This is a genomic window from Mesorhizobium sp. NZP2077 (genome assembly GCF_013170805.1).
In the GTDB taxonomy this organism is placed as follows: Bacteria; Pseudomonadota; Alphaproteobacteria; order Rhizobiales; family Rhizobiaceae; genus Mesorhizobium.
Map to the genome: position 1 here is coordinate 5,807,114 of NZ_CP051293.1, position 23,040 is coordinate 5,830,153.

The window sequence follows — 23,040 nt, forward strand, 5'->3', positions numbered from 1 at the left end:
CAGGCACAGTGCGATACCGCCATTGGCCCTTGAAGGGTCAAGTCGGACACGCGTAACATCGCGCCATCAGAACTGAGTCTGTTTCATTCGTCCGGGCTAATGTCCGGATTGGACTGGATATTTTCCTTGGCAATGGATGCAACCAGCGGCGCGGCGAAGCGCGGCAAATCATTTGCCCATGTGGCGGAAGCCTCCTGGGGCAAGGGCCTTAGCACCTTGCTTCGCATCGTGCGCATGACGCTTCGCCATCCCTGGCAAGTTGCCATCACCCTGGTCTCGACCTTCATCGCCGCGACACTACAGCTTTTCATCCCACGCCTGCTGGGACGCGCCATCGACCAGGCGCAAGGCGTGATGGCCGCTGGCGCCGGGACGGCCGCGGAGCAGGCGCTGTGGAACACGGCGCTGACGCTGCTTGTCGTCAGCATCCTGCGCGGTCTCTTCGCCATGGCGCAGAACTACTATGGCGAGGCCGTCGGCCACCGGACCGGCTATGAGCTGCGCCTGGCTTTCTACGAGAAGATCCAGCGGCTGAGCTTCGCCTACCACGACAAGGTCCATACCGGCGACCTGATCACGCTCGGACTGCTCGATCTCGACGGCGTGCGCATGTTCTTTTCCACCGGCATCCTGCGCGTGGTGCTGCTCGGCGTGCTGATTGGCGTCGGCGCCTATCTCCTGATCAGCACCGATCTCGTGCTCGGTCTGCTCAGCCTGAGCTTTGTGCCATTCGTCGCCTGGCGCTCCTCGGTGACCCAGCTCAGATTGCGCAGCACCTGGCTGACGCTGCAGGAGCGGCTGTCGGTGCTGAGCCGGGTGATGGACGAGAATCTCGGCGGCATCCGCGTCGTGCGCGCCTTCGCGGCGCAGCGCCATGAGCTGGCAAAATTCGACCGCGCCAAGCTTTCGGCGCTGGAGCTTGCCAATCAGCGCGTCGACATTCGCGTCTCCAACACCAGCGCCATGAACTTTTCCTTCCTGGCAGCCATGGGCCTGGTGCTGTGGTTCGGCGGCCAGAAGGTGATAGCGGGCCAGATCAGCGTCGGCACGCTGGCGCAGTTCCTCACCTTCATGACCATCCTGCAGATGCCGGTGCGCCAGCTCGGCCTGATGGTCAACTCGTTCGCGCGCGCCTCGACCTGCGGCACGCGGCTATTCGAACTGCTCGACACCGAACTCGACATCAAGGATGCGCCTGATGCCAGGGATCTCGTCATCACCGAGGGCGTGCTGCGCTTCGACAATGTCGGCTTTCGCTATGAGGGCGCCGGCGACCGTCCGACGCTGTCCGGCATCTCCTTCGAGGCGAGGCCCGGCAAAACGATCGGCATTGTCGGCCCGCCGGGAAGCGGCAAGTCGACCATCGCGCACCTGATCCCGCGCTTCTACGATGTCACCTCGGGCGCGATCACCATCGATGGCCAGGACATCCGCAAGGTCACCCTGCAATCGCTGCGCAAGGTGGTCGGCGTCGTGCAGCAGGACGCGTTCCTGTTCACCACCTCGATCGAGAACAACATCGCCTATGGCAACCCCTGGGCGCGCGAGACCCGCATCGGTCAGGCCGCCGAGTATGCCCAGCTGCACAACTACATTATCGGGCTTCCAGCCGGCTACACCACGGTCGTCGGCGAACGTGGCGCATCGCTCTCCGGCGGCCAGCGCCAGCGCCTGACCATTGCGCGCAGCCTGATGCTGCGGCCATCGGTTCTGGTCTTCGACGATTCCACTGCCGCCATCGACGCCGGTACCGAGCAGCGGATCCGCGCGGCGATGAAGCGCTTCGCCAGGGATCGCGTGACGCTGATCATCTCGCACCGGCTGAGTTCGCTGATGCATGCCGACCAGATCCTGTTCGTCGAAGGCGGCCGCATCGTCGAGCGCGGCACGCATGAGGAGTTGCTGGCGCTCGGCGGTCGCTATCGCGCGCTTTACGACCTGCAGCTGCGGCCGGACGACGACCGGCTCGAAGGAGCCGCATGATGTCGACGCAGGACGATGACGAGAAGGATGACAAGAGCGGGCGGCCGACCAAGGCGGTCGTCGGTTCGCATCGCGACGAGGAAGAGGTTTTCGGCAAGGCCTATGATCCGCGCATTGTCAGGCGCATCTGGAGCTTTGTCAGCCCCTATCAGGGCCGGATCTTCATCTCGGTCGCGGCGGTGCTGGTGTTCACGCTGACCCAGCTCGCGATCCCGCTGGTCATCCGCTACGCCATCGACCACGGCATGGCGCCGGGCAAGCTCGACCGTTCGGTGATGATCTGGGCGACCGGCATCTTCGCGGTGATTATCCTCATCAACTACGCCGCAAGCCATGTGCAGGAAAGCGTCGTCGGCAAGGTGGCCGAGAACGTGCTGTCCGACCTGCGCCGCGCCATGTTCAGCCATCTGCAACGCGTCTCGCTCAGCTTCATGGACAAGACCGAGGTCGGCCGGCTGATGTCGCGCCTGCAGGGCGACGTCAATTCGATGCAGGAATTCCTTGAGACCTCGGTGATGTCGGTGGGCGACATCGTGCTTCTGTTCGGCATCGTCACCGTCTTGCTGTGGCTCGATTTCCGGCTTGGGCTTTTGACGCTGTCGACCATGCCGGTGCTGTTCATCGTTCGCCTGTTCTGGCTGCCGCGCGCCAAGGTCGCCTTCATGGCCGCACACGAGACCAACTCGATCGCCAATGGCGCGCTGGCCGAAGGCATCCACGGCGTGCGCACGGTGCAGAGCCTCGAGCGCCAGCACGTCAATTTCGACCTCTATGACGAGAAGGTGCTGGCCAATCTCAACGCCCATCTGCGCTCGGCGAGATACGCGCAGGTGATGGTGCCGATCGTCGACACGCTGACCGGCATTGCCATGGCGACCGTCATCGTCGTTGGTGGTTCGATGGTGCTGTCGCACAGCCTCAATGTCGGCGTCATGGTGGCGTTCCTGTTCTACATCCAGCGCTTCTTCGACCCGATCCGCTCGCTCACCATGCAGTACAGTGTCATGCAGCGCGCCATGGCGTCGGGCCAGCGCATCTCCGAAGTGCTCGACGTGTCGGTGGATGTCAGCGACAAGGACAATGCCGTGGCGCTGTCGCGTGACATGGACGGTTCGGTCGAGTTCAAGAACGTCACCTTCGGCTACCGGCAGAACCAGCCGGTGCTGAAGAACATCTCCTTCCACGTCAACCCGGGCGAGACGGTCGCGCTTGTCGGCCCGACCGGATCTGGCAAGTCGAGCTCGATGGCGCTGGTGCACCGCTTCTACGATGTATGGTCAGGTGAGGTCCTGGTCGGCGGCCATGATGTGCGTGACCTGACGCAGGATTCGCTCGGCGATCAGGTGGCCATGGTGCTGCAGGAGTCGTTCCTGTTCTCCGGCACGGTGCTGGAGAACATCCGCTACCACAAGACAACAGCCAGTCGTGAAGAGGTCGTCCGCGCAGCACAGGCCGTCGGCGCGCACGACTTCATCGAGCAACTGCCCGATGGCTACGACACCGAGCTTGAGCAGCGCGGCGGCAACCTCTCGCTCGGCCAGCGCCAGCTGATCAGTTTTGCGCGCGCGCTGGTGGCCGATGCCAAGATCCTGGTGCTCGACGAGGCCACGGCCAGTATCGATTCCTACACCGAAATGCTGATCCAGAAGGCGCTGATCAAACTGCTGGAGGGTCGCACCGGGCTGGTCATCGCGCATCGGCTCGCCACCATCCGCGGCGCCGACCGCATCATCGTGCTGCAGAATGGCGAGATCGTCGAAAGCGGCAACCACGAACAGCTGATGCAGAGGAAAGGCCTCTACGCCCGCCTCTACAACATGAACTACGCCTCCTTCGACGACATTTCGCAGGAAGAGATGGGAATGGACGCGGCGGTCGGCAAAGCGACGTGAATGATCCAGCTCCAGCGAAGGTCAGCGTATCGGCCGCGGGGCGAGGAATGACTCGCCAATCGAATGTCGGAAGCGTACAAAGTAATGGTCGCCAGCCTATGAACGGGCGCCAGCGATTGAAAGAGTCGATCACGCTTTCGCCCCTCCATGGGAGATGAGCGATGACGGTCACCGACATAGCTGACGCCGGCCGGTCAGGCACATGTGCAGCGTAGTCGCCAAGTCCGATGAGCAGCAGGACGTCGAAGCGGAAGTCGAAGGCTTTCAGGAGGACCTTGGCCCCTTCGTTGTTGCCGCCGAGACAACACGGATGGCCATGGTATTCACCGATGCAAAAGAGCCAGGCAATCCTATCATTTTTGCCAATCTCTTGCCTTTGCACGCTTGGATGATCCTGCATGATCGTGCGTGTCCTCGGGGATCGAAGACTGCCCGAAACCGCGAAGGTCAGGACAAACAACCGTATGGCTTTCGGCGAGAAGCGGCGCAACGTGATGCCAGGTGGCATGTGTACGTGGGTGGCCATGCAGAGGCAGGACCGGTGGTCCTGAGCCGCCGTGCCTCACCCGAAGCGTAGCCTCGGGCAGCTGGATTGTCTCCAGTCGAAACCTTCGAACATCAAGCTTAAACCTTGCCTGCAGTTGGAGGTTCCACTTCTGATCAAGACGATGCGAGGCCGGCGGTTCCGTGCACTATCATGCCTGCTGGGTCCATTGGAACAAGAATGCCGTGCGGAACGTTGGTGGAAGTCAAGTGACATGAACAATTGATGCCCTACAGGGCAAGAGCGACGAACGGCGAGAACCGCCGGGCGCGCTCATAGGAGGCGCATATGAGTATCACCACAATTCTGGTCATCGTTCTCATAGTTTTTCTGGTGGGCGGCGGCGGCTTCTACGGTCGCGGACGATGGTACTAGGTCCCGTATGGATAATCAGCACAACAGGATCTGGTGCTAGCACTACTTTGGCAGATTGTTAGCGGAGAGGGCTCTGCGGCAGTGGGGACAACGGATTGGGGGCGGCTGCGCTAGCGCGGTGAGGATGGCTTGCCTGACGGGGGGTAGGCTCGGTTGGGGCGGCGGGCCAACGATTCTTTTTTTCCCCCCCCCCTCCCGCTTGTTTGAGGCGGCGAGATTGCAGGAAGGCGTAGGCGATCATCGTCATCAGCGCGTGCCGGTGCAGGCCGGTCCATGAGCGCCCTTCGAAGTGGTCGAGGCCAAGTTCCTCCTTGAGCTGCTGATGCGCCTGTTCGCAGACCCAGCGCGCCTTGATGGCGCCTGCGATCTGCTTGAGCGGGGTGTCGGCGGGCAAGTTGGAGAGGTAGTATTTGCGCTCGCCGGTCGAGCGGTGCTCGCCGATCACCCAGACCTCCTCGCCGGGCAGATGCTGAGCGCCCATGTCGCGGATGCGCTGGGGTGGGCCATCTGCAACCCGGACACGGACAGCGGCGAAGCGCGCCGAGAGGCGGCCTTTGGTGCCACGCCGCCAACTGACCGCGCGCCATGGGGCTGTCTCCAGCATCGCCTTCGCGGTCATCGACTTCACATCGGGGATATGCCGCTGGCGCGGACGGCCGCGTCCGGCAACGGGAAAGATCATTGCCACGTCGGCGGGATAGACCTTCTGCTTGAACGGGATACCGACGGCCCAGGTAAGGCCGCGCTCGGTGAGCGCCTGCCGGAAGGGGGGCGCTCAAGCCATATCCGGCATCGGCGAGCACGCAGCCAAAGCGTAGGCCGGCTGCGCGAGCCCGGTCGATCTCGGCCAGCGCGATTTCGGGCTTGGTCCTGTAGGCACGATGGTCCTCGGGCACACCGGCACGGTCGAGCCGGGCGGGATCGGAAGTCCAGCTCTCGGGCAGAAACAGCCGCAGTCCCACCATGACCGGCACTTCGCTAGAGGCCAGCGTCAGCGACACCAGCGTCTGGCAGTTGGCGTTCTTACCAAGCGCCGAGGCATATTGCGGCGCGACGCCGACCGAGTGGCGCCCCTTCTTGGGGAGCGCTGTGTCGTCCACGATCAGCCATGCATCGTTCCCGCCAACTTGTCTGTCGGCCTCCGCAAGTAGCACCTTCTCCAGCGGCCCAGCATCCCACACGCCGCTCGCGATGAAGTGGTGCAGCTGGTCATAGTTGACGCCTGCGTCGCGCGCCGCCATCGGTTGGATGCTCTTGCGATCCCCAAGGCCAATCAGCCCAGCAATATAGGCCGGACACATCCGCGCACGCGTCTTGTGCCTCAACGCCGAGACGAACGGCTCAAGCCACTGCTCCAGATCGACTTGCCAATCCCTGTTCATGGCCGGCCCCTCCAACAGCCGACCTCTCATGAATCACGCAAAACCGCTCTTGGGAATCCTCAAACGCTCCCAGAACCAAAAAAATGCCAAAGTAGTGCTAGGGTCAGGACTCATTGATCCAGAAGATGAAGGCTGCAGCGAAGGCGATCGCCGACAGGAAAGTGTGAGCACATCGGTCGTACCTGGTGTGGATGCGTCGCCAGTCTTTGAGGCGTGCGAACATGTTCTCGATCCTGTGGCGTTGTCGGTATAGGACAGGATCGTAGCTGTGCTGAATACGATGCTTGGCATGGGGCGGGATGCATGGCGTGATACCGCGCTCGACGAGCGCCTGACGGAAGGCCGCTGAACTGTAGGCCCGATCGGCCAGCAGGGCGTTGGCGGCGGGCAAATCCTCGATCACTGCCGCAGCAGTCTTGTGATCATTGGCCTGCCCTTCGCTCAGATGCAGCAGCCGCGGGCGTCCCTTGCCGTCACAGACCACTTGCAGCTTGGTGGTCAGTCCACCTCGGCTGCGTCCGATACATCGGGATAGAGCCCCTTTTTAAGGAGGCTGGCGGCAGTGCGATGCGCTTTGAGATGGGTGGCATCGATCATCAGATTGTCCGTTTCGCCGCCCTGCGCGGCCAGTTCCGCCAGGATGCGATTGAACACACCCAGCCGACTCCAGCGGATGAAGCGGTTGTAGATGGTCTTGTGCGGACCGTAGTCAGAAGGGACATCTCGCCAGCGAAGGCCATTGCGGATCACGAACAGGATGCCGCTCAGCACCCGGCGGTCATCTACACGCGGCACACCATGCGACAAAGGAAAATAGGGCTCGATCCGGCGCATCTGCTCCGGGGTCAACATCAGCAAATCACTCAAGGCGGCACCTCCTGCCACCTTGAATCACCCAACAGAAATCAATTCAACAAATTAATAGGTCCTGACCCTAGCTGAAATCTTCCGCGTGAAGGAAAATGTGATCATTGAACATTGGGACCTTATCCAATCGGTCCCACCGGACACAACAAACCCGCGTCCGATGTACTAATCCGCAATCTTACGCGCGAGCGAGGGACGGCGCCCCGGTGCCGTCCGGAGGAACCTCCTTGCATCGGGGTTGCGGGTCCGCGCCGACGGGCCGCGACATGTTTCAGCGCCGGCAGAGCCTCTCCCGAGATGGCCTACTTGCGAATTCCCCTGACGTGGCCGCTGACCTGCACGCCGTCTTCGCCGCGCAGGTACAAAAATCCGGGAATGGAGATCAGCGGGATGATCGCGGTCAGCAGGAACACCTGGTGAAAGCGTTCCGGGGTCAGCACGTGGGTCTCCCCCGCGATCAGGCCCAGCAGCATCGCGGCGATTGAAACGCCGAGCGAAACGCTGAGCTGCTGCAGCACGCCGCCGAGGCTGGTGGCGCGGCTGAGCTTGTCCGCCGGTAGGTCAGCATAGGACAATGTATTGGAGGTCATGAACTGCGCCGAGCGGACGATGCCGAACAGGAAGACGTAGACGCCGATCATCCAATGCGGCGTATCGGCATTCATCAGGGCGAAACCGGCCACGGCGGCGGAGCCGACGACCGCGCTGCCGATCAACACCACACTGAAGCCGAAGGGCCGCAGCAGTGGTGACAGCAGCGGCCGCATGAGCAAGGCGCCGAAACTGCCGACGAATGTCAGCGAGCCTGAGGTGACCGGGCTCATGCCGAAGCCGACCTGCAGCATCAGCGGCATCAGGAACGGCACGCCGTTGAGACCGACGCGGCACAGGCCACCGGCCAGCGTGCCGACCCAGAAGGAGCGAAATCGAAACAGCGTCAGGTCGACGGCCGGCGCCACGACGCGACGCGCATAGCGCCCGAAGGCGAGCAGCAGCAGGACGGAAGCGGCCAGAACCAGCACTGTCGCGGAAACGGGAATGATCGGCCGGCCGATGTTTTCCAGGCCGAATTGCAGCAGCGCCACGCCGCATCCCACCATCAGGAATCCGGCGAAGTCGAAGCGCTGCACCGCTTCCTCGTGGAAATCGTCGACAAAGCGCAGCGCCGCCAGAATGCCAATGCAGCCGAACGGCACGTTGACGTAGAATATCCACCGCCACGACGCATAGGTGGTCAGCAGGCCGCCGAGCAGCGGCCCGATGACCGGCCCCATAATGGCCGGCAGGTCATGTAGGTCATGGCGGTGATCAGCCCGCTGCGCGGTAAGCTGCGCAGCAGGATCAGCCGCCCGACCGGCGTCATCATGGCGCCGCCCAGCCCCTGTAGGGCGCGCATCGCCAGCAGCATGCCGAAACTGTTGGCCATGCCGCACAGCGCCGAGCCCAGGGTGAAGGTGAACAACGCCAGCGCGAACACTTTGCGCGCGCCGAACCTGTCGGCGAACCAGCCGCTGACGGGGATGAACACGGCAAGGGTCAGAATATAGGTGGTGATCGCCAGGTTGAGCCGGACCGGTGTCGTGTCGAGGCTTTGCGCGATGGCCGGGATCGCGGTCGTGATGATGGTGGAATCGAGCTGCTCCATCAGAAAGGCGATGGCGACGATGATCGGGATGATCAGCCTCAGCCGCGGATCACGCTCGGTGGCAAATTGAGGCTGTTCCAATGCCGTGGCCAGTTCCGTCATGCAGGTGGTCCTGGCGATGCTGGCGCATCCGCGTTCAAGGCAACAATCATAAGCGATCAGTTGGCCGGAACCTGATCACGCGGCCTGTCTTATGGTCCGATCTTATGGTCCGACAAAAAACGCGGTGATAGTCAATTCTGCCCGTTGGGGATCAACAAAGCTTGAGCGCCGGCTGCTACGCCATTTCGGGACGTCTTGATGCCTCGCGAATTGCCTTGTGCACGCCGCGCTGCAAATCCATGAAGGCCGGAGTTTCCATCACCTCTTCCCGGCGTGGGCGCTCAATGTCGACATTGAAGGTCTGCATGATGCGTCCCGGGCCGATGCCCATGACGACGATGCGGTCAGACAGATAGACAGCCTCTTCCACGTCATGCGTGACGAAGAGCACGGTCAGCCTGTGCTCCTCCCAGATCTGGGTCAGCAGTTCCTGCATCTGGTGCCGGGTCAAGGCATCGAGCGCGCCGAAGGGCTCGTCCATCAACAGCATCTTGGGCCGATAGGAAAGCGCACGCGCGATTGCAACGCGTTGCTTCATTCCGCCTGACAGTTCGGCCGGATAGCGGTCGGCGCTGCCCGACAGCTTGACGAGGTCGAGATGCTCGAGCGCAATCTCGCGGCAGGCTGTGCGATCGTAGCCGGCGGCCTTGAGGGCGAATTCGATGTTCTGCCGCGCCGTCAGCCAAGGCAGCAGCGTGTAGGACTGGAAGACGACGCCACGGTCGAGACCCGGCTGCAGGATCGGCGCGCCATCGATGCTGAGATCGCCGGCGTCGAAGTCCTGCAGTCCGGCGACGATCGACAGCAGCGTGCTCTTGCCGCAGCCCGACGTGCCGACCAGAGAGACGAACTCGTTGTCGGTAAGGTCGAGGTTGATGTCGCGCAGCACTTGCGTGCGCCGCTCGCCGGTGCCGAAGCTCTTGTCGAGACCGGCGATGCGCAATTTGGGAACTGTCATCGGCGCCGGTTCCTCATTGCGAGTGGCCATCCTGCCGGAACAGCACCTTTTCCAGGGCCTTCATGACCTGATCGGTGATGAGACCGAGCAAGCCCAGGAGCAAGATGTAGCCGATGATGGTGTTGGTCTGGAAATAGCGCTGCGACACGGTAATGCGATAGCCGAGCCCCGACGTCGCCGCGACAAGCTCGGCCAGCACCAGCCAGGTCCATGCCCAGCCGAGGCTGATGCGCAGCGTATCCCAGATTCCCGGCAAGGCGCTGGGCACGACGATGCGCGTCAGGATCTTGCGGTCCGGCAGGCCGAGCGTACGGCCAAGGCCGATGAAATCGGCGGGAACCCGTTTCACATTGTCCATGATCATCAGCACCTGCTGGAAGAAGGTACCGATGAAGATGATCAGGAATTTCTGCGTATCGCCGGTGCCGGCCCACAGGATGGAAAGCGGCACGAAAGCGACGACCGGCATGTAGCGGATGAAATCCACCAGCGGCTCGATGGCCGCTTCCCAGGAGCGGAAACTGCCGATCAGCACGCCGATTGGGATCGACAGTGCCGAGGCGATGAGGAAGCCGATGGAAATGCGGTACGCCGAGGCTGTGAGGTCCACCCACAGTGTGCCGTCCGTCGCGAGCTTGGCGATCTGGGTCGCGACGCTGCCGGGCGACGGCAGGAAGATCGGCTTCACCCATTCGAGCCCGGTCGCCGCCCACCAGGCGAGGCCAAGCCCGACAAAGACAGCCACCGCGATCATCAGGAAATGCGATCTGGCGATGGGCACGCCGATCCCGGAGGATCGGCGGCGCCTGGCTTGCTTGGTGGCCGCCCTTGGCGCGGGGCGCGCCAAGCCGGTTTTCGCGGGGGGCTCTGCGGACATCTGCGTTACCGCCGCGATCCGGCCGTTGTCATTCCGCCGCCTTCACGAAGGACGGGTCGATCATCTGCTCCGGCGTCACATCGGCCTGCAGCAGCTTGGCGTTCTTGGCGGCCGCTTCGACATCGGCGAAGGTCTTGGTGGTGAAATCGCCGGTGAGCGCCGTCTTGTTTTCGGCGAGCGAGTAGTAGCGCACGCCGTCGAAAGCGGTGTTGAGATCCTTGACGTCGGAACCGACCGCCTTGGCGATGATGGCGCGGCCGCCGGGTGTGTCGGCATTATAGTCCTTCAGTGCGGCATCCCAGCTCTTGATCATGGCCAGCACCTGGCCGGGCCGCGACTTGATCACCTCGTCACGCACCACCAGCACGTCGCTGATCAGGCCGGGATCCTCGCCGGCGGTGAACAGCAGCTTGACGTCCTTGTTCTGCGCCATGGCGACGGTGAGGTATGGTTCGTAGGTGACCGCGACCGGCACCTGACCCGCGATCAGCGCGCCGCCGGCGTCGGACGCCGGCATCGGAACGGCTTTCACATCATCGATCGACATTCCGTTCTTGGCGAGCGCGTATTTGAGCAGGATGTCGCTCGTCGTGCCTTCCTCGAAGGCGACCTGCTTGCCCTTGAGGTCCTTGATGGAGGTGACGTCCTTGCCGGCGATAATGGCGTCGGCCGTCATCGAGACATCGAGCAGCAGCACGATCTTCACCGGCAGGCCGGCGGCAACCATGCCCATCGCCGTGTGGGTGGCGATGTTGGCGGCGTCGAGCTGGCCGCTGGCCAGCGCTGCATTGATGTCCTTGTCCTCGGCGAAATTGACGATCTGGACGTCCGACAGGCCGTTTGCCTTGAACAAGCCCTTGGCGTCGGCGACATGCCACTGGCCATAGCCAAGCCAGGGCTCGATGCCGATCTTGAACGATCCTGCCTCGGGCGTCGTGGGAATGGCCGCGTCGGCCGCGTGGGCCGCTGGCGCGGCGGCGAGCCCGATGGCGGCGGCCATCATGAGCGCGCGAAATTGTCCTGCTAGGTTACGCATCATCTAGTTCCCCTTGATGATCAGACCGCTTTTTACCCAGGCATCCGGTCTGGTGAGACTGTGGGGTTCTGCTCTCGCGGCACTGTGCCCCGGCGTCTTGCCCACCACTTCATGGGTGAAGTGCAGAGATATTTCAGCGTCAGCGGGAGCGGATGTCAAGGCTAAAATACATACATGCATATACAAGTTGGCGAGCGCAAATTTCATGCCGATCCGACCCATCAGCCTCCCGCCATCTGCCGCGCATTCGCTCGTCGGCGTCAGTTGGTCTTTGAGGGGGAATACCGGCTGCCGAGCGAGTAGCGGCTGCCGACATAGGTCAGCTTGCTGATCGTGGCGACGACCGCGCCCGTCCAGGTCCGGCGGTGCAGAAACAGACAGCAGCTGCCGACATCGATATTCAGCTGCCGCGCCGTCTCGGCGTCGGCCGGGATCGCGGAGATGATATGCTCGACCTCGGTCACCGGGGTTTTCTGCATGAGGTAGTCGTAGGTCGCGGTCTTCGAAAAATCCTGCTTGTCGTAATCGGGTATCAGGCTTGGATTGACGAAACGCTCTTCCAGTTGCACTGGCAGATCGTTCTCGAAATTGACGACGACGGAGTGATAGATCGAGACGCGCTTTGGAAACTCGAACGACAGGGCGAGCTCTTTCGTCGGCGTGATCGTTTCAAGCACGAGCACTTCGGAGCGATGCCTGTTGCCTCGCTCGACGATCTCGGCCGCGATGTTGTTGATCTCGATCAGGGTCGACTGCGGCCGGGGTGGCGCGATGAATGTGCCGACGCCTTGCAGCCGGATCAGGAATCCCGCTGCGGTCAGTTCCCGCAAAGCGCGGTGAACCGTCATCCGCGACACACCAAGCGAGACCACCAGTTCGTTCTCGGAGGGCAGCTTGCGATCCTTGCCCCACCGGCCCGTTCCGATGTTGGCCAGGATGTAGTCCTTCACCTTCTCGTAAAGGGGGCTCGCCGTATCGGGCAAATCGATCATTTCAAAATCCTTTCCGGCAATTTATCGGGAAATCACGCCGGCTCAACAGGTTGCCGCATGCGGATGATTGTCTTCAAGCCGTCGCTCTCCCCCGCCAACAGCCGCTCATAGGCGGCCGGTATCTCGTCGAGGCCGATCTCGCGATCGATCAGGGCAAGCAGCGGCTCGCTCAATTCACCAAGCATCCGCACCGCGTCGGCCAGTTCGTCGGCGAAGGCATGGCATCCAAGCAACGCGATCTCGCGTTCGACCAGGAGATTGGGGTCGATGTCGAGACGGCCGTGGAAGATGCCGACCATCGCCACCGCGCCGCCGGAATCGAGAACGCCGAGCAACTGAGTGAACGCCGCTATGCTGCCAGTCGCCTCGACTGCCGCCAGCAGCGGGGCGTTGGCGGTCGCGGCGGCTATGGCATCGCGGTCGAGGTCGACAATCGTTGCGCCGGTCACCCGCGCCACACGGGCGCAGCGCGCCTGGTTGCGGTCGGCGACAAGCACGGTGCCGGCGAAGCTTCGCGACAGCAGCAGCGCGGCAAGACCGCCGATCGGCCCGCAGCCGACGACAAGCACCGAGCCTGCCGTCTTCGGCAGACGCCGCACCGCGTGCAGCGCCACGGCAAGCGGCTCCGCCATCGCCGCGACCCGCTCGTCAAGCGCCGGATCGACGACATGCAGCAAGCGCGCAGGCAACACCGCCTGTTCGGCAAAGCCGCCGTCGCAGACTTCGCCGACGAATCCCAGCGAAGCGCAGAGATGGCGCTTGCCGGCACGGCATTGCGCACACTCCCCGCACCAGAAGCGGGAATCGGCAACCACCCTGTCGCCGACGGCAAAGGTATCGACGCCCTCGCCGAGCGCGACCACCGTGCCGGTCAACTCGTGGCCGGCCGTCGAGGGCGACCGGCTTATCCATTGGCCGGTGCGGAAATTGTGCAAGTCCGAGCCGCAAATGCCGGCGGCATCGACCCTGAGCTTCACCCAGCCCGCGTCCGGCGCCCCTGGCGAAGCGATATCCTCGACGCGCAGATCGCCGGGTCCGTAAAGCCGTGCCGCCTTCATCGCGATCGTCTCCGCTCAGCCGGCGAGGTAGAGGTCACGGATCTCCGAGACCGCGTTTTCGTGCGAGCTGAAGCCCTCGTAGCGAGCGAGCCTGCGGGCATGCATCGCCAGTTCCGGATAGGCGGCCGAGGTGACATAGCCGACCGACGAGCGCTTGACGAAATCCATCACCGAGAGCGGCCCATAGGTCCGCGCCCAGCGGCTGGTCGGCAGCACCGCATTGGGACCGAGGACGAAGTTGGCAAGCGTCACCGGCGTGTGCGGCCCCATGAGGATTTCGGCCGCCTCGGTGATGTGCCCGAGATGCGCGAACGGCTCTTTCGAGAGGATTTCCAGATGTTCGGGTGCATAGTCGTTGATGAAGCGGTAGCTGTCTTGCAACGACGCAGTCAGCACGATGCCGCCGCGCTTGCCGGTCAGCACCGCTCGCGAGAATTCCACGCGCTGTTCGGTCATCCGCGACCAATGTTGCGGGAGTGCGGCAAGTGCTGCCTCGGCGACTTTGCGGCTGTGCGTCACCAGATAGGCCGAGGAATCCGGCCCGTGCTCGGCTTCGATCAAAAGGTCGAGCGCGGCAAGGCCCCCGTCGACACTGTCATCGGCAAAGATGATGGCTTCCGACGGACCGGCCGGAAGACCGGTGTTGATGATCGACGACAGCACGCTCTTGGCCGCGACCACCCAAGGGCTGCCGGGGCCGACGATTTTCAGCGCGGGCTTCACCGTCTCGGTGCCGTAGGCGACGGCGGCGACGGCTTGGGCACCGCCACATTTGTACACCGTCTGCACGCCGGCAAGGCGCGCGGCGACCAGGGTCGCCGCATCCACCGAACCGTCCGCTGTCGGCGGCGTCACGATGGCGATCTGCGGCACGCCGGCAATGACAGCCGGAACCGATGTCATCATCGTCACCGACGGAAAGGCGCCCTTGCCGCGCGGCACGTAAAGCGCGACCGAAGCGATCGGCGTGTACCGGTCACCGGCATAGGCACCCGGCCGAACTTCCTTGAGCCACATGGTTTCCGGCTTCTGCTCCTCATGGAAACGCCGGATATTGTCGATGCCGAACCCGATGCTTTCCACGACATCCTTTTCGACCTTGTCGAAGGCCGCGTCGAACTCGGCTTCCGAGACCTTCAGTCCGCCCTCAGCCACATTGGCCTTGTCGAGCTCCCTGGCGAAGCGGATCAAAGCGGCGTCGCCCTCGTCCTTGACGGCCTGGATGATCGGGCGGACCTTTTCGACGAAGACCGACAGATCGGTCTCGGCGCGTTTCAGCAGGCCGGCCCGCTGGGTGGCATCAAGCGATGACAGATCGTGGAAGCTGATGTCGGACATGGATATTTCCCTCTTTTGCAACGCAATGTGCAGGCCGGTCACAGTGCGGAAGACCTTTGATTTCGAACCGGTGGCGAGCCGCCTCAGATCGACGCGAGAAAACCGCCATCCACCGGAATGGACTGGCCGGTTATGTAAGCTGCCGCATCCGAGGCAAGGAACACGGCAACGCCGTGCAGATCGCTGAGATCGCCGAAACGGCGCTGCGGGATCTTGGCCAGCATCGACTGCTGCCATACCTCATTGCGGTAGAACACATCCGTCATCGCCGTCCTGAAATAGCCCGGAGCGATGGCGTTGACCCTGATGCCGAGATCCGCCCACTCCGCCGCCAGCGCCTGCGTCATGCCAAGCAGGCCCGACTTCGACGAGCCATAGGGTACCGCGGTGGGAATACCGACTTCTGAAGTCAGCGAGCAGAGATTGATGATGGCGCCGGGCCGGCCGGCGTCGCGCATCTGCTGCGCCGCGGCCTGGGCACAGAAGAACGCGCCTTTGAGATTGGTGTCGACGATCCGGTCCCACAATGCCTCGTCGACGTCGAGCGAAGGTCGGACCTCTTCCATCCCGGCATTGTTGACGAGGATATCGAGACCGCCAAGCAGGCTGGCGGCCTCGGCGGTGGCGGTCCGGCAGCGATCGACATCGGTGACGTCGAGGGCAACGGCATGCGCCACCCCGCCGGCGGCACCGATGGCCGTTATCGTCTCCTCGAGGGAGGCCAGGCTGCGCGCGGTGACCGCGACGTCGGCGCCGGCAGCGCTCAGCGCCTCGGCGATGCTGCGGCCTATGCCGCGGCTGGCGCCGGTGACGAGCGCCTTCCTGCCGCCGAGATCGAACAGAGAAGCATTGCGCATGTGATCCTCCTTGCCGGTGTCGGTTCAATATCGAGACTAGCAGGTCAGGTTACATATACAAGCATATACAAAGCGTATCGGCTACGCTACTCCTGACAAGATTCGCCGCACCAGCGCCCGTCGGTGACCTGGCTTGCCCCGGTGACGATGCAGCGAACCCATTGCTTGAGAACCCGGCCGAAGACGGAAGTCGCTCGGCCAACCGCAAAGGAGCCCGCTCGTGTCGAAAGCTTCAGACATGGTTCGAACCGAAGTCACACGCCTGTCGCCCTACAATTCCGGACTCACAATCGCCGAGGTCATGCAGCGATACGCTCCGGTCAGGATCGCCAAGCTTGGTTCGAATGAAAACCCGCTTGGCCCGAGCCCGACGCTCGCCTCGATGATGCAGGCTGCCGCCGAGATGTTCCGGCTCTATCCGGATCCGGCCGGGCGCGAGCTGCGCCAGGCCATCGCCGCCAAATACGAAGTCGGCGAGGATCAAATCATCCTCGGCAATGGCTCGGAGGATCTTCTCTCCGTCATCAGCCGTGCCGTGCTGCGGCCCGGCGATGCTGTCGTCACCCTCTATCCGTCGTTCCCGCTGCACGAGGACTACGCGACGCTGATGGGAGCGAGTGTCATCGGTGTAGCCGTCAACGACGATCTCACCATCAACGTCGACGCGCTGATCGAGGCGGTACGCGGAGCCCCCCGCATGCTGCTGTTCTCGAATCCGATGAACCCGGTCGGCAGTTGGCTGTCGAGCAGTGATCTGTCGCGGGTGCTGGATGCGGTGAGCGACGAGACGCTTGTTGTCGTCGACGAAGCCTATGCCGAATATGCCGAGGGCGACGACTATGCCTCGTCCCTCTCTGACCTCGGCAAACGCGACCGGTCCTGGATCGTGCTGCGGACATTTTCCAAGGCGTTCGGGCTTGCGGGATTGCGCATCGGCTGCGGCATTGTCGGCGACCCGGAATTGCGCGCGCTGCTCGACCGGGTGCGCACGCCGTTCAACGCCAATGGCGTCGCGCAGGCCGCAGCATTGGCGGCGCTCGCCGATGAGGAACACCTCGCCAAGGTCGTCGCGCTGGCCAAGGCGGAGAGAACCCGTGTCGGGAATTTCCTTGCAGGCAAGGGCCTCGAAGTCGCCCCTTCACGAGGCAACTTCCTGTTCTTCAACTGCCGGCTTAATGCATCAGCCTTCGCCGAGCGCCTGCTGCGCGAAGGCGTCATCGTCAAACCCTGGAAGCAGGAGGGCTTCGACAGCTATGTGCGCGTCAGCATCGGCTCGCCAGCGGAGAACGACCACTTCATGGCCGCGCTGATGCAACTGTTGTGATTTCCCGAAAGCATACAGAATTGCCTTGCGCACACCGGGCACGATATCCGAGGGTCTGCCAATTCCGTGGGGTCCCCCCTCGCAGTCACCTTGTCGTAAGAGCCTGCCCTATGCTCGAAAACAGCCCGCCCCGGAGCCTCTACCGCGAAACGGCCGGCGGCACCGGCAACTACCCTGCCCTTGCCGGCGTGCAGCGAGCTAGGGTCGCCATTGTCGGCGGTGGCTTCACGGGCCTTTCGACCGCCCTGCACCTGGCGGAAGCCGGCGACGACGTTGTCGTGCTCGAAGCCCAGCAGCCGGGCTGGGGCGCGTCTGGCCGGAATGGCGGCCAGGTCAATCCCGGCCTCAAATACGATCCCGATACGATCGAGGCGATGTTCGGCCCCGAGCTTGGGCCGCGCATGATCGATTTCTCCTATGGCGCGCCGGATTTCACCTTCGGCCTCATCAGGCGCCTGTCGATCGCCTGCGAGGCGCGGCAGAACGGCACCATACGCGCGGCCATCCGGCCGAAGCCGGAAACCGCGGTGCGGACCACGGCCGCGCAATGCGAACGGCGGGGCATGCCGGTCCGCCTGCTGGACGCACAGGCGATGGCGGGGCGTACCGGAACGGACAGATACATATCCGGCATGTTCGACGCCCGCGGTGGCGACCTCCACCCCTTGAAATACGCACTTGGCCTGGCAGCCGCAGCCAAGAGCGCCGACGCGCGGGTATTCGGCGGCAGCGAAGTGCTTTCGCTGAAGAGGGAGGCCGGACGATGGCTTCTCAAAACCGCGAACGGCGCTGTCAGCGCCGAGAAGGTTCTTATCGCGACCAATGGCTATACCGGAGCCCTGTGGCCGGGTCTGGAGCAATCGCTGGTTCCGGTGTTCAGTGCGATCGCAGCGACCGAACCGCTTGCGCCGGCGGTCGCAGCCCAAATTCTCCCCGAAAGACCCGTGCTCTACGAGGCCGGCAACATCACCGTGTACTACCGCATCGACGCCGAGAGGCGCCTGCTCATGGGCGGCCGGGGGCCGATGAAACCCATCGGCGATGCTTCCGCCATCCGCTACCTCACCGACTATGCGCTGCGGCTCTGGCCGGCGCTTGCGGGAACACGCTGGACGTATGCCTGGAACGGCCGGGTGGCGATCACCAAGGACCATCTTCTGCACATTCACGAGCCGGAAGACGGCGTGCTGATCTGCCTTGGCTACAACGGCCGTGGCGTCGCCATGGCTTCGGCGATGGGCGCCGTCTTGGCGCAGCGCCTGCGCGGCGATGAGACGTCGCCGTTTCCCATGCCGACATCGCCGCTCAAGCCAATCCGGTTTCACCGCTTCTGGCCGCTGGGGGTAAAGGCCGCGATCTTTTCGGGACGGCTGAAGGACCGCTTCGGCATCTAACGCGACAAGCCTGCCCGGCCTGACGGCCGCCGGATGGCGACGGCTTCGTCTCCTAACTTCGGAAATGCGTCGCCGGCCGGCGCGTTGGCCCAGCTCTGCAAGGTCTGGCCGCCGTCGATCAGCCAGTCGACGCCGGTGACGTGCCTTGCCTCGTCCGAGGCGAGGAAGGCTACGGCAGCCGCGACATCGTCGGGCTGGCCGATGCGGCGCAGCGGGATGCGGTCGGCGAAATGCTGGACGCTGCTCTTGAAATCGCCGGCGCCGGAAGCCGGCACGCCGAGCGTCGTCTCGATCACGCCGGGGCAGATGGCATTGACGCGTATGCCGTAAGGCGCGGCATCGAGCGCCGCGACCCGCGTCAGTCCGACCACGCCGTGTTTGGAGGCGACATAGCCGGCGCCACCCGCAAGCACGTCCCAACCGGCCATGGATGAGCCCATATTGACGATCGAGCCGCCGGTCCCGGCCTTGATCATCGCCTGGAGCGATGCCTGCAGGACGAGGAAGATGCCACGCAGATTGATGCGGATGATGGTGTCCCAATCCTCGACCGGCAGTTCGTGCACGGGAGCGACAGCGCCCGAAATGCCGGCATTGTTGAACACGACGTCCAGCCCGCCAAATGTCTCGACGGTCTTTTCGACAGCACCGCGCACATTCGTCTCGTCGGTGACGTCGGCTTCGATGGCGATGGTGCTGTCGCCGAGAGAGCGCGCCAGTTCGCGCGCCGCCGCGCCGTTGCGGTCGACAATGGCGACCCGCGCGCCTTCGTCGAGGAAACGCCGGACCGCCGCACTGCCTATGGCGCCGGCGCCGCCGGTGATAAGGACCTTCTTCTGGTCGAACCGTTTCATCCCTCGGTCTCCGGCGTTGGATAGGAACGCCATGAATGCTGCGGCTCGAAGCCGAGCGTTTCGCGCGCGTGGATCGTATCGAGCACGGAACCGAAACCGGCAATCGGCCGCGACAGGGCGACGCCGGGATAGACCCGGCGCACCAGCGCTTCGGTTTCCTCTTCCATGAAGGTGTCGGCAGCGCTGAGCAGGACGCGAAGATGGCCGTCGCCTTGCCATTCGAGCGCCCGCAGGAAGCCTTGCCCGGCATCGCGCGCGTCGAGATAGGCCCACAGGTCGCGGGCGCTGTCGGCCGTGGCGCGGCGCGGACCGACGCCGGCGAAGAAGGATTGCGGGGTCTGGATCCATGGCATGCGGATGCTGACCGCCGAAAAGGCACTTCTGCGCACCGCCGCGTCGACGATTTCCTCACCCAGCCATTTCGACAGGGCGTACGGGTCCTGCGCGCCAACCGGGTGGTTCATGTCGACCGGCAGATAGGGCGGAACGACCGTCTTCTCGAAGAAGGGATAGCCGAAGACGCTGAAGGACGAGGCATAGACGAAGCGCCTGATGCCGGCCAAGGCGGCTGCCTCGACGACATTGTAGGCGGTCGCGACATTGGTCCTGAACACCTCGCCGCCGGCGCGCCCGGTCGGCCGCGGAATGGCCGCGATGTGCACGACAGCATCGCAATCTCGCACCAGCTGCAGGGTCGACCCCAGATCCGTCAGGTCAGCGGTGGCGTGCCGCCAAGGTGCCGCGCCCGGCGCCACAGTATCGATGCCCGTCACATCATGTCCGGCCGCGACCAGCGCCGCCGCGACATGGCGGCCAAGCAGGCCACTTGATCCGGTAACGATCGTCCTCATGTCTCAGCCCTCGGCCCGGCTTGGTCCGGACAATCTGACATCATTGATGGTCATACAAATCGAACACCTGATCGGTGTTTCTTGTCAACGTGATTTCGTGGCAAAAAGCAATGTAGGCCTGTCTCGGAGCGGCTTGCGCAGCCTCGGCAATCAGGCTTTGCTTCGAACGGGATTGACTTGGCATCTGCGACAGTTTTTTGTATGAGTATCAACGATCGACAAAGGAGTCCGCCATGGCCGTGGACGTTTTTTCCTCACATCGGCACGATGACGCGATGCGCCTTGATCCGCAACGCGCAGCCATTATCGTCATCGATATGGTCAACGAGTTCTGCAAACCGGGCGGGGCCATGGTCCTGCCGGGATATGAGGCGCTGGTGGCGCCGCAGCTGGCTGTTATCGAGGCGGCGCGCGCGCGCGGCGTGCCGGTGATCTGGGTTCATGATGCACACCGGCCGGGCATGCGCCGCGAGCGCGAATGGGTCAAGCGCACGCCGCATTGCGTGGAGGGCAGCTGGGGACCGGAAATCATCGAAGACCTCGGCGCCCGCGATGACGAGATCCATGTCATCAAGCGGCGCTATTCGGCCTTCTTTCAGACCGACCTCGATCTAACGCTGAAGGACATGCAGGTCGACCAGTTGGTCATCTTCGGCGTGGTCACCAACATTTGCGTGCGTTCGACCGTCCACGACGCCTTTTTCCAGGGCTATGAAGTGGTGGTGCCGAGCGATTGCTGCGCGGCGACGGGACCGCGCGAACAGGAAAGCTCGCTCTACGACATAGCAACGCATTTCGGCTTGGTCAGCGATTCGGCTGATGTCGTCGCGGCCCTTCGTGATGGGACGTCGCTGCAACCGACTGAAGTCGCGGCCTGAACGATCCAAAGCCAGTGGCATCCGAGACAGGCAACAGGAGTGCGGTTTGACGACCGAAACGAAATCCGAGAAAAGCACGACACCGAAGCGGCAACGTGGCAACGCGGAACCACTGACGCGCGAGCAGGTGCTGGAGCGATACGCCGGGACCGGCTACGCGTTGGACGAGCACCCGGCGCACGTCATCCGCAAGGCGCATCAGCGCGCAACGCTGCGTTTCCAACAGGTCATGACCGGCGAAGATCTTTCGCCGACCCAGTTTGCAGCCCTTGCCACGATCCTCAAACATGGCGAAGTCTCGCAGAACCATCTCGGCCGGCTGACGGCGATGGATCCGTCAACCATCAGCATCGTCATGCGCAAGCTGCTTAAACACGAACTGATCACGCGCAGCGCCTCCGACACCGACCAGCGCCTGTCGATGATCGCCCTGACCGAAAAAGGCACCGAATACACGCTCGAGCGGCTCGCACGCAGCGTCGAGGTCGGCCGGCGCTTCCTGTCGCCGCTGTCACCCGCCGAGCAGGCGACGCTACTTCGCCTGCTCAAGCGCATCAATGACGACGATCCATCGAATGGCGACAGCGGCAAGTAGGCCGCGTCCAGACCTTTCCATACCAGCAGAAGTGAGATCCGATGTCGTCCGACCCCAAGTCGTCTGCCAGCACGCTCGTCGTCCGCAATATCGGCCTCATGCTGAGCGGCGACCTCGGCCAGCCGATCCTCGACGCCGACACCATCGTCGTGACCGATGGGCGCATTACAGGCATTGGCAAGGCTGATGACGTCGACAGCGGCAATGCGGCGACCATCATCGACGCGATGGGCTGCGCGGTCGCACCGGGGCTCATCGACAACCATGCTCATCCGGTGGCCGGCGACTGGACGCCACGGCAGAACCAGATCGGCTGGATGGATTCGACCGTGCATGGCGGCGTCACCACGATCATTTCGGCAGGAGAGGTCCACACGCCGGGCCGCCCGCGCGACCTGGTCGGCCTGAAGGCACTGGCGATCGCGGCGCAGCGCACCTTCTCCAATTTCCGCCCCAACGGCATGAAGATCCTGGCCGGCGCGCCCATCCTGGAACACGGCCTGGTCGAGGATGACTTCCGATACCTCGCCGAGGCCGGCGTGACACTTGTCGGCGAGGTCGGTCTTGGCGGCGTCAAGGACGGTCCGACCGGCCGGCAGATGATCGCCTGGGCGCGCAAATACGGCATGACCTCGATGACCCACACAGGCGGCCCGTCCCTGCCCGGCTCCGGCCGCATCGGTGCCGATGTCGTGCTGGAAGTCGACGCCGACGTCGTTGCCCACGTCAACGGCGGGCCGACGGCGCTTCCCGAGGCCGAGATCCGGCAGATCTGCGAGAACGGCTCGCGCGCGCTTGAAATCGTCCACAATGGCAATCTGCGAACGGGGCTGTTCGTGCTCGACCTCGCAAGGCAGCGCGGCGAGCTTGCGCGCGTCATCCTCGGCACCGACAGCCCGGCCGGATCCGGCGTACAGCCGCTCGGCATTTTGAGGACGCTGACCATGCTGGCTTCGTTGGGCGGCATCGCGCCGGAAGTGGCATTCTGTCTCGCCAGCGGCAACACGGCGCGCGTGCGCGGACTGGCCGACCGCGGCATCATCGAGGCCGGCCGCGCCGCCGACCTGATCTTCATCGATCAGGCAATGGGCGGCGCCGGTGACGGGCTGCTCGACAGCGTCGCGCTCGGCAATCTGCCTGGCATCGGCATGGTCGTCATCGATGGCGAGGTGCGGACCGGCCGGAGCCGCAACACCCCGCCGGCAATGCGGGTGCCGGAAGTTCGGGCTGCCTGACGG

19 protein-coding genes and 2 pseudogenes are annotated in these 23,040 nt (G+C 63.7%); 7 read left to right on the forward strand and 14 right to left on the reverse strand.

Annotated features, from left to right (window positions below; genetic code table 11):
• Positions 1 to 126: 126 nt before the first annotated feature.
• Both HGP13_RS29020 and HGP13_RS29025 read left to right on the forward strand, forming a co-directional pair.
• The gene (locus HGP13_RS29020) at positions 127 to 1,983 is read left to right on the forward strand and encodes an ABC transporter ATP-binding protein (protein ID WP_172232146.1); all 1,857 of its coding nucleotides are present in this window, start codon (positions 127 to 129) and stop codon (positions 1,981 to 1,983) included.
• Positions 1,983 to 3,875 (forward strand): ABC transporter ATP-binding protein, encoded by a 1,893-nt coding sequence (locus tag HGP13_RS29025; RefSeq protein WP_172232148.1) that lies wholly within the window; start codon positions 1,983 to 1,985, stop codon positions 3,873 to 3,875. Before HGP13_RS29020 ends, HGP13_RS29025 begins: the two co-directional genes overlap by 1 nt.
• A 368-nt stretch (positions 3,876 to 4,243) precedes the next feature.
• On the opposite strand, the pseudogene HGP13_RS29035 reads toward HGP13_RS29025, so the two are convergent.
• The 12 genes and pseudogenes from HGP13_RS29035 to HGP13_RS29085 all read right to left on the reverse strand — a co-directional run.
• Positions 4,244 to 4,477: pseudogene (locus HGP13_RS29035) on the reverse strand (alpha/beta fold hydrolase); the annotation flags it as partial.
• A gap of 375 nt (positions 4,478 to 4,852) precedes the next feature.
• Positions 4,853 to 6,176: pseudogene (locus HGP13_RS29040) on the reverse strand (IS701 family transposase).
• A gap of 103 nt (positions 6,177 to 6,279) precedes the next feature.
• A protein-coding gene (locus tag HGP13_RS29045; RefSeq protein ID WP_172220738.1) for an IS5 family transposase occupies positions 6,280 to 7,043 on the reverse strand; the annotation gives its coding sequence in 2 pieces (ribosomal slippage) (positions 6,280 to 6,704 and positions 6,704 to 7,043; 765 coding nt in all).
• Between the two features lie 302 nt (positions 7,044 to 7,345).
• Positions 7,346 to 8,317, reverse strand: a complete 972-nt coding sequence (locus tag HGP13_RS29050; protein WP_281410980.1) for an MFS transporter — start codon at positions 8,315 to 8,317, stop codon at positions 7,346 to 7,348.
• On the reverse strand, positions 8,278 to 8,790 hold the full coding sequence (locus tag HGP13_RS38640; protein WP_281410981.1) for an MFS transporter: 513 nt from the start codon (positions 8,788 to 8,790) through the stop codon (positions 8,278 to 8,280). The genes HGP13_RS29050 and HGP13_RS38640 overlap by 40 nt, the downstream gene beginning before the upstream one ends.
• 175 nt (positions 8,791 to 8,965) lie before the next feature.
• Positions 8,966 to 9,748: an ABC transporter ATP-binding protein gene (locus HGP13_RS29055; RefSeq protein WP_172232151.1), complete on the reverse strand. Its 783-nt coding sequence runs from the start codon at positions 9,746 to 9,748 to the stop codon at positions 8,966 to 8,968.
• 13 nt (positions 9,749 to 9,761) lie between these two features.
• Positions 9,762 to 10,529 (reverse strand): ABC transporter permease, encoded by a 768-nt coding sequence (locus HGP13_RS29060; RefSeq protein ID WP_210266326.1) that lies wholly within the window; start codon positions 10,527 to 10,529, stop codon positions 9,762 to 9,764.
• Between the two features lie 124 nt (positions 10,530 to 10,653).
• Positions 10,654 to 11,661: an ABC transporter substrate-binding protein gene (locus HGP13_RS29065; RefSeq protein ID WP_027033926.1), complete on the reverse strand. Its 1,008-nt coding sequence runs from the start codon at positions 11,659 to 11,661 to the stop codon at positions 10,654 to 10,656.
• 260 nt (positions 11,662 to 11,921) lie between these two features.
• On the reverse strand, positions 11,922 to 12,653 hold the full coding sequence (gene hutC, locus HGP13_RS29070; RefSeq protein ID WP_172232157.1) for a histidine utilization repressor: 732 nt from the start codon (positions 12,651 to 12,653) through the stop codon (positions 11,922 to 11,924).
• A 32-nt stretch (positions 12,654 to 12,685) separates the two neighbouring features.
• Positions 12,686 to 13,711 carry a zinc-binding dehydrogenase gene (locus tag HGP13_RS29075; RefSeq protein ID WP_172232160.1) on the reverse strand — a complete coding sequence of 342 codons (1,026 nt, stop codon included), beginning with the start codon at positions 13,709 to 13,711 and terminating at the stop codon, positions 12,686 to 12,688.
• Positions 13,712 to 13,726: 15 nt separating this feature from the next.
• Entirely contained in the window at positions 13,727 to 15,049 is a 1,323-nt protein-coding gene (gene hisD, locus HGP13_RS29080) for a histidinol dehydrogenase (RefSeq protein ID WP_172232163.1), read from the reverse strand.
• An 83-nt stretch (positions 15,050 to 15,132) separates the two neighbouring features.
• A complete protein-coding gene (locus HGP13_RS29085) occupies positions 15,133 to 15,906 on the reverse strand; it encodes a glucose 1-dehydrogenase (protein WP_172232166.1) in 774 nt (257 codons plus the stop codon).
• A 220-nt stretch (positions 15,907 to 16,126) separates the two neighbouring features.
• On the opposite strand from HGP13_RS29085, the gene HGP13_RS29090 reads away from it, so the two are divergent.
• Positions 16,127 to 17,230, forward strand: coding sequence for a histidinol-phosphate transaminase (locus HGP13_RS29090; protein WP_281410982.1), 1,104 nt, complete (start codon positions 16,127 to 16,129; stop codon positions 17,228 to 17,230).
• Between the two features lie 110 nt (positions 17,231 to 17,340).
• Complete coding sequence (locus HGP13_RS29095; RefSeq protein ID WP_172232169.1) at positions 17,341 to 18,624, forward strand: FAD-binding oxidoreductase; 1,284 nt, start codon at positions 17,341 to 17,343, stop codon at positions 18,622 to 18,624.
• On the opposite strand, the gene HGP13_RS29100 is transcribed toward HGP13_RS29095, so the two are convergent.
• Both HGP13_RS29100 and HGP13_RS29105 read right to left on the reverse strand, forming a co-directional pair.
• Complete coding sequence (locus HGP13_RS29100) at positions 18,621 to 19,478, reverse strand: SDR family oxidoreductase (RefSeq protein WP_172232172.1); 858 nt, start codon at positions 19,476 to 19,478, stop codon at positions 18,621 to 18,623. The genes HGP13_RS29095 and HGP13_RS29100 overlap by 4 nt on opposite strands.
• Positions 19,475 to 20,329 (reverse strand): NAD(P)-dependent oxidoreductase, encoded by an 855-nt coding sequence (locus tag HGP13_RS29105; protein WP_172232175.1) that lies wholly within the window; start codon positions 20,327 to 20,329, stop codon positions 19,475 to 19,477. Before HGP13_RS29105 ends, HGP13_RS29100 begins: the two co-directional genes overlap by 4 nt.
• Positions 20,330 to 20,562: 233 nt before the next feature.
• Between HGP13_RS29105 and HGP13_RS29110 the strand changes: the two genes are divergently transcribed.
• From HGP13_RS29110 to HGP13_RS29120, 3 genes are read left to right on the forward strand one after another with little or no spacing between them, the layout of a single operon-like run.
• Complete coding sequence (locus HGP13_RS29110; protein WP_172232178.1) at positions 20,563 to 21,207, forward strand: isochorismatase family cysteine hydrolase; 645 nt, start codon at positions 20,563 to 20,565, stop codon at positions 21,205 to 21,207.
• A 46-nt stretch (positions 21,208 to 21,253) separates the two neighbouring features.
• Positions 21,254 to 21,802, forward strand: coding sequence for a MarR family winged helix-turn-helix transcriptional regulator (locus tag HGP13_RS29115; protein WP_172232181.1), 549 nt, complete (start codon positions 21,254 to 21,256; stop codon positions 21,800 to 21,802).
• Positions 21,803 to 21,843: 41 nt separating this feature from the next.
• A complete protein-coding gene (locus HGP13_RS29120; RefSeq protein ID WP_172232184.1) occupies positions 21,844 to 23,037 on the forward strand; it encodes an amidohydrolase family protein in 1,194 nt (397 codons plus the stop codon).
• Positions 23,038 to 23,040: the final 3 nt, after the last annotated feature.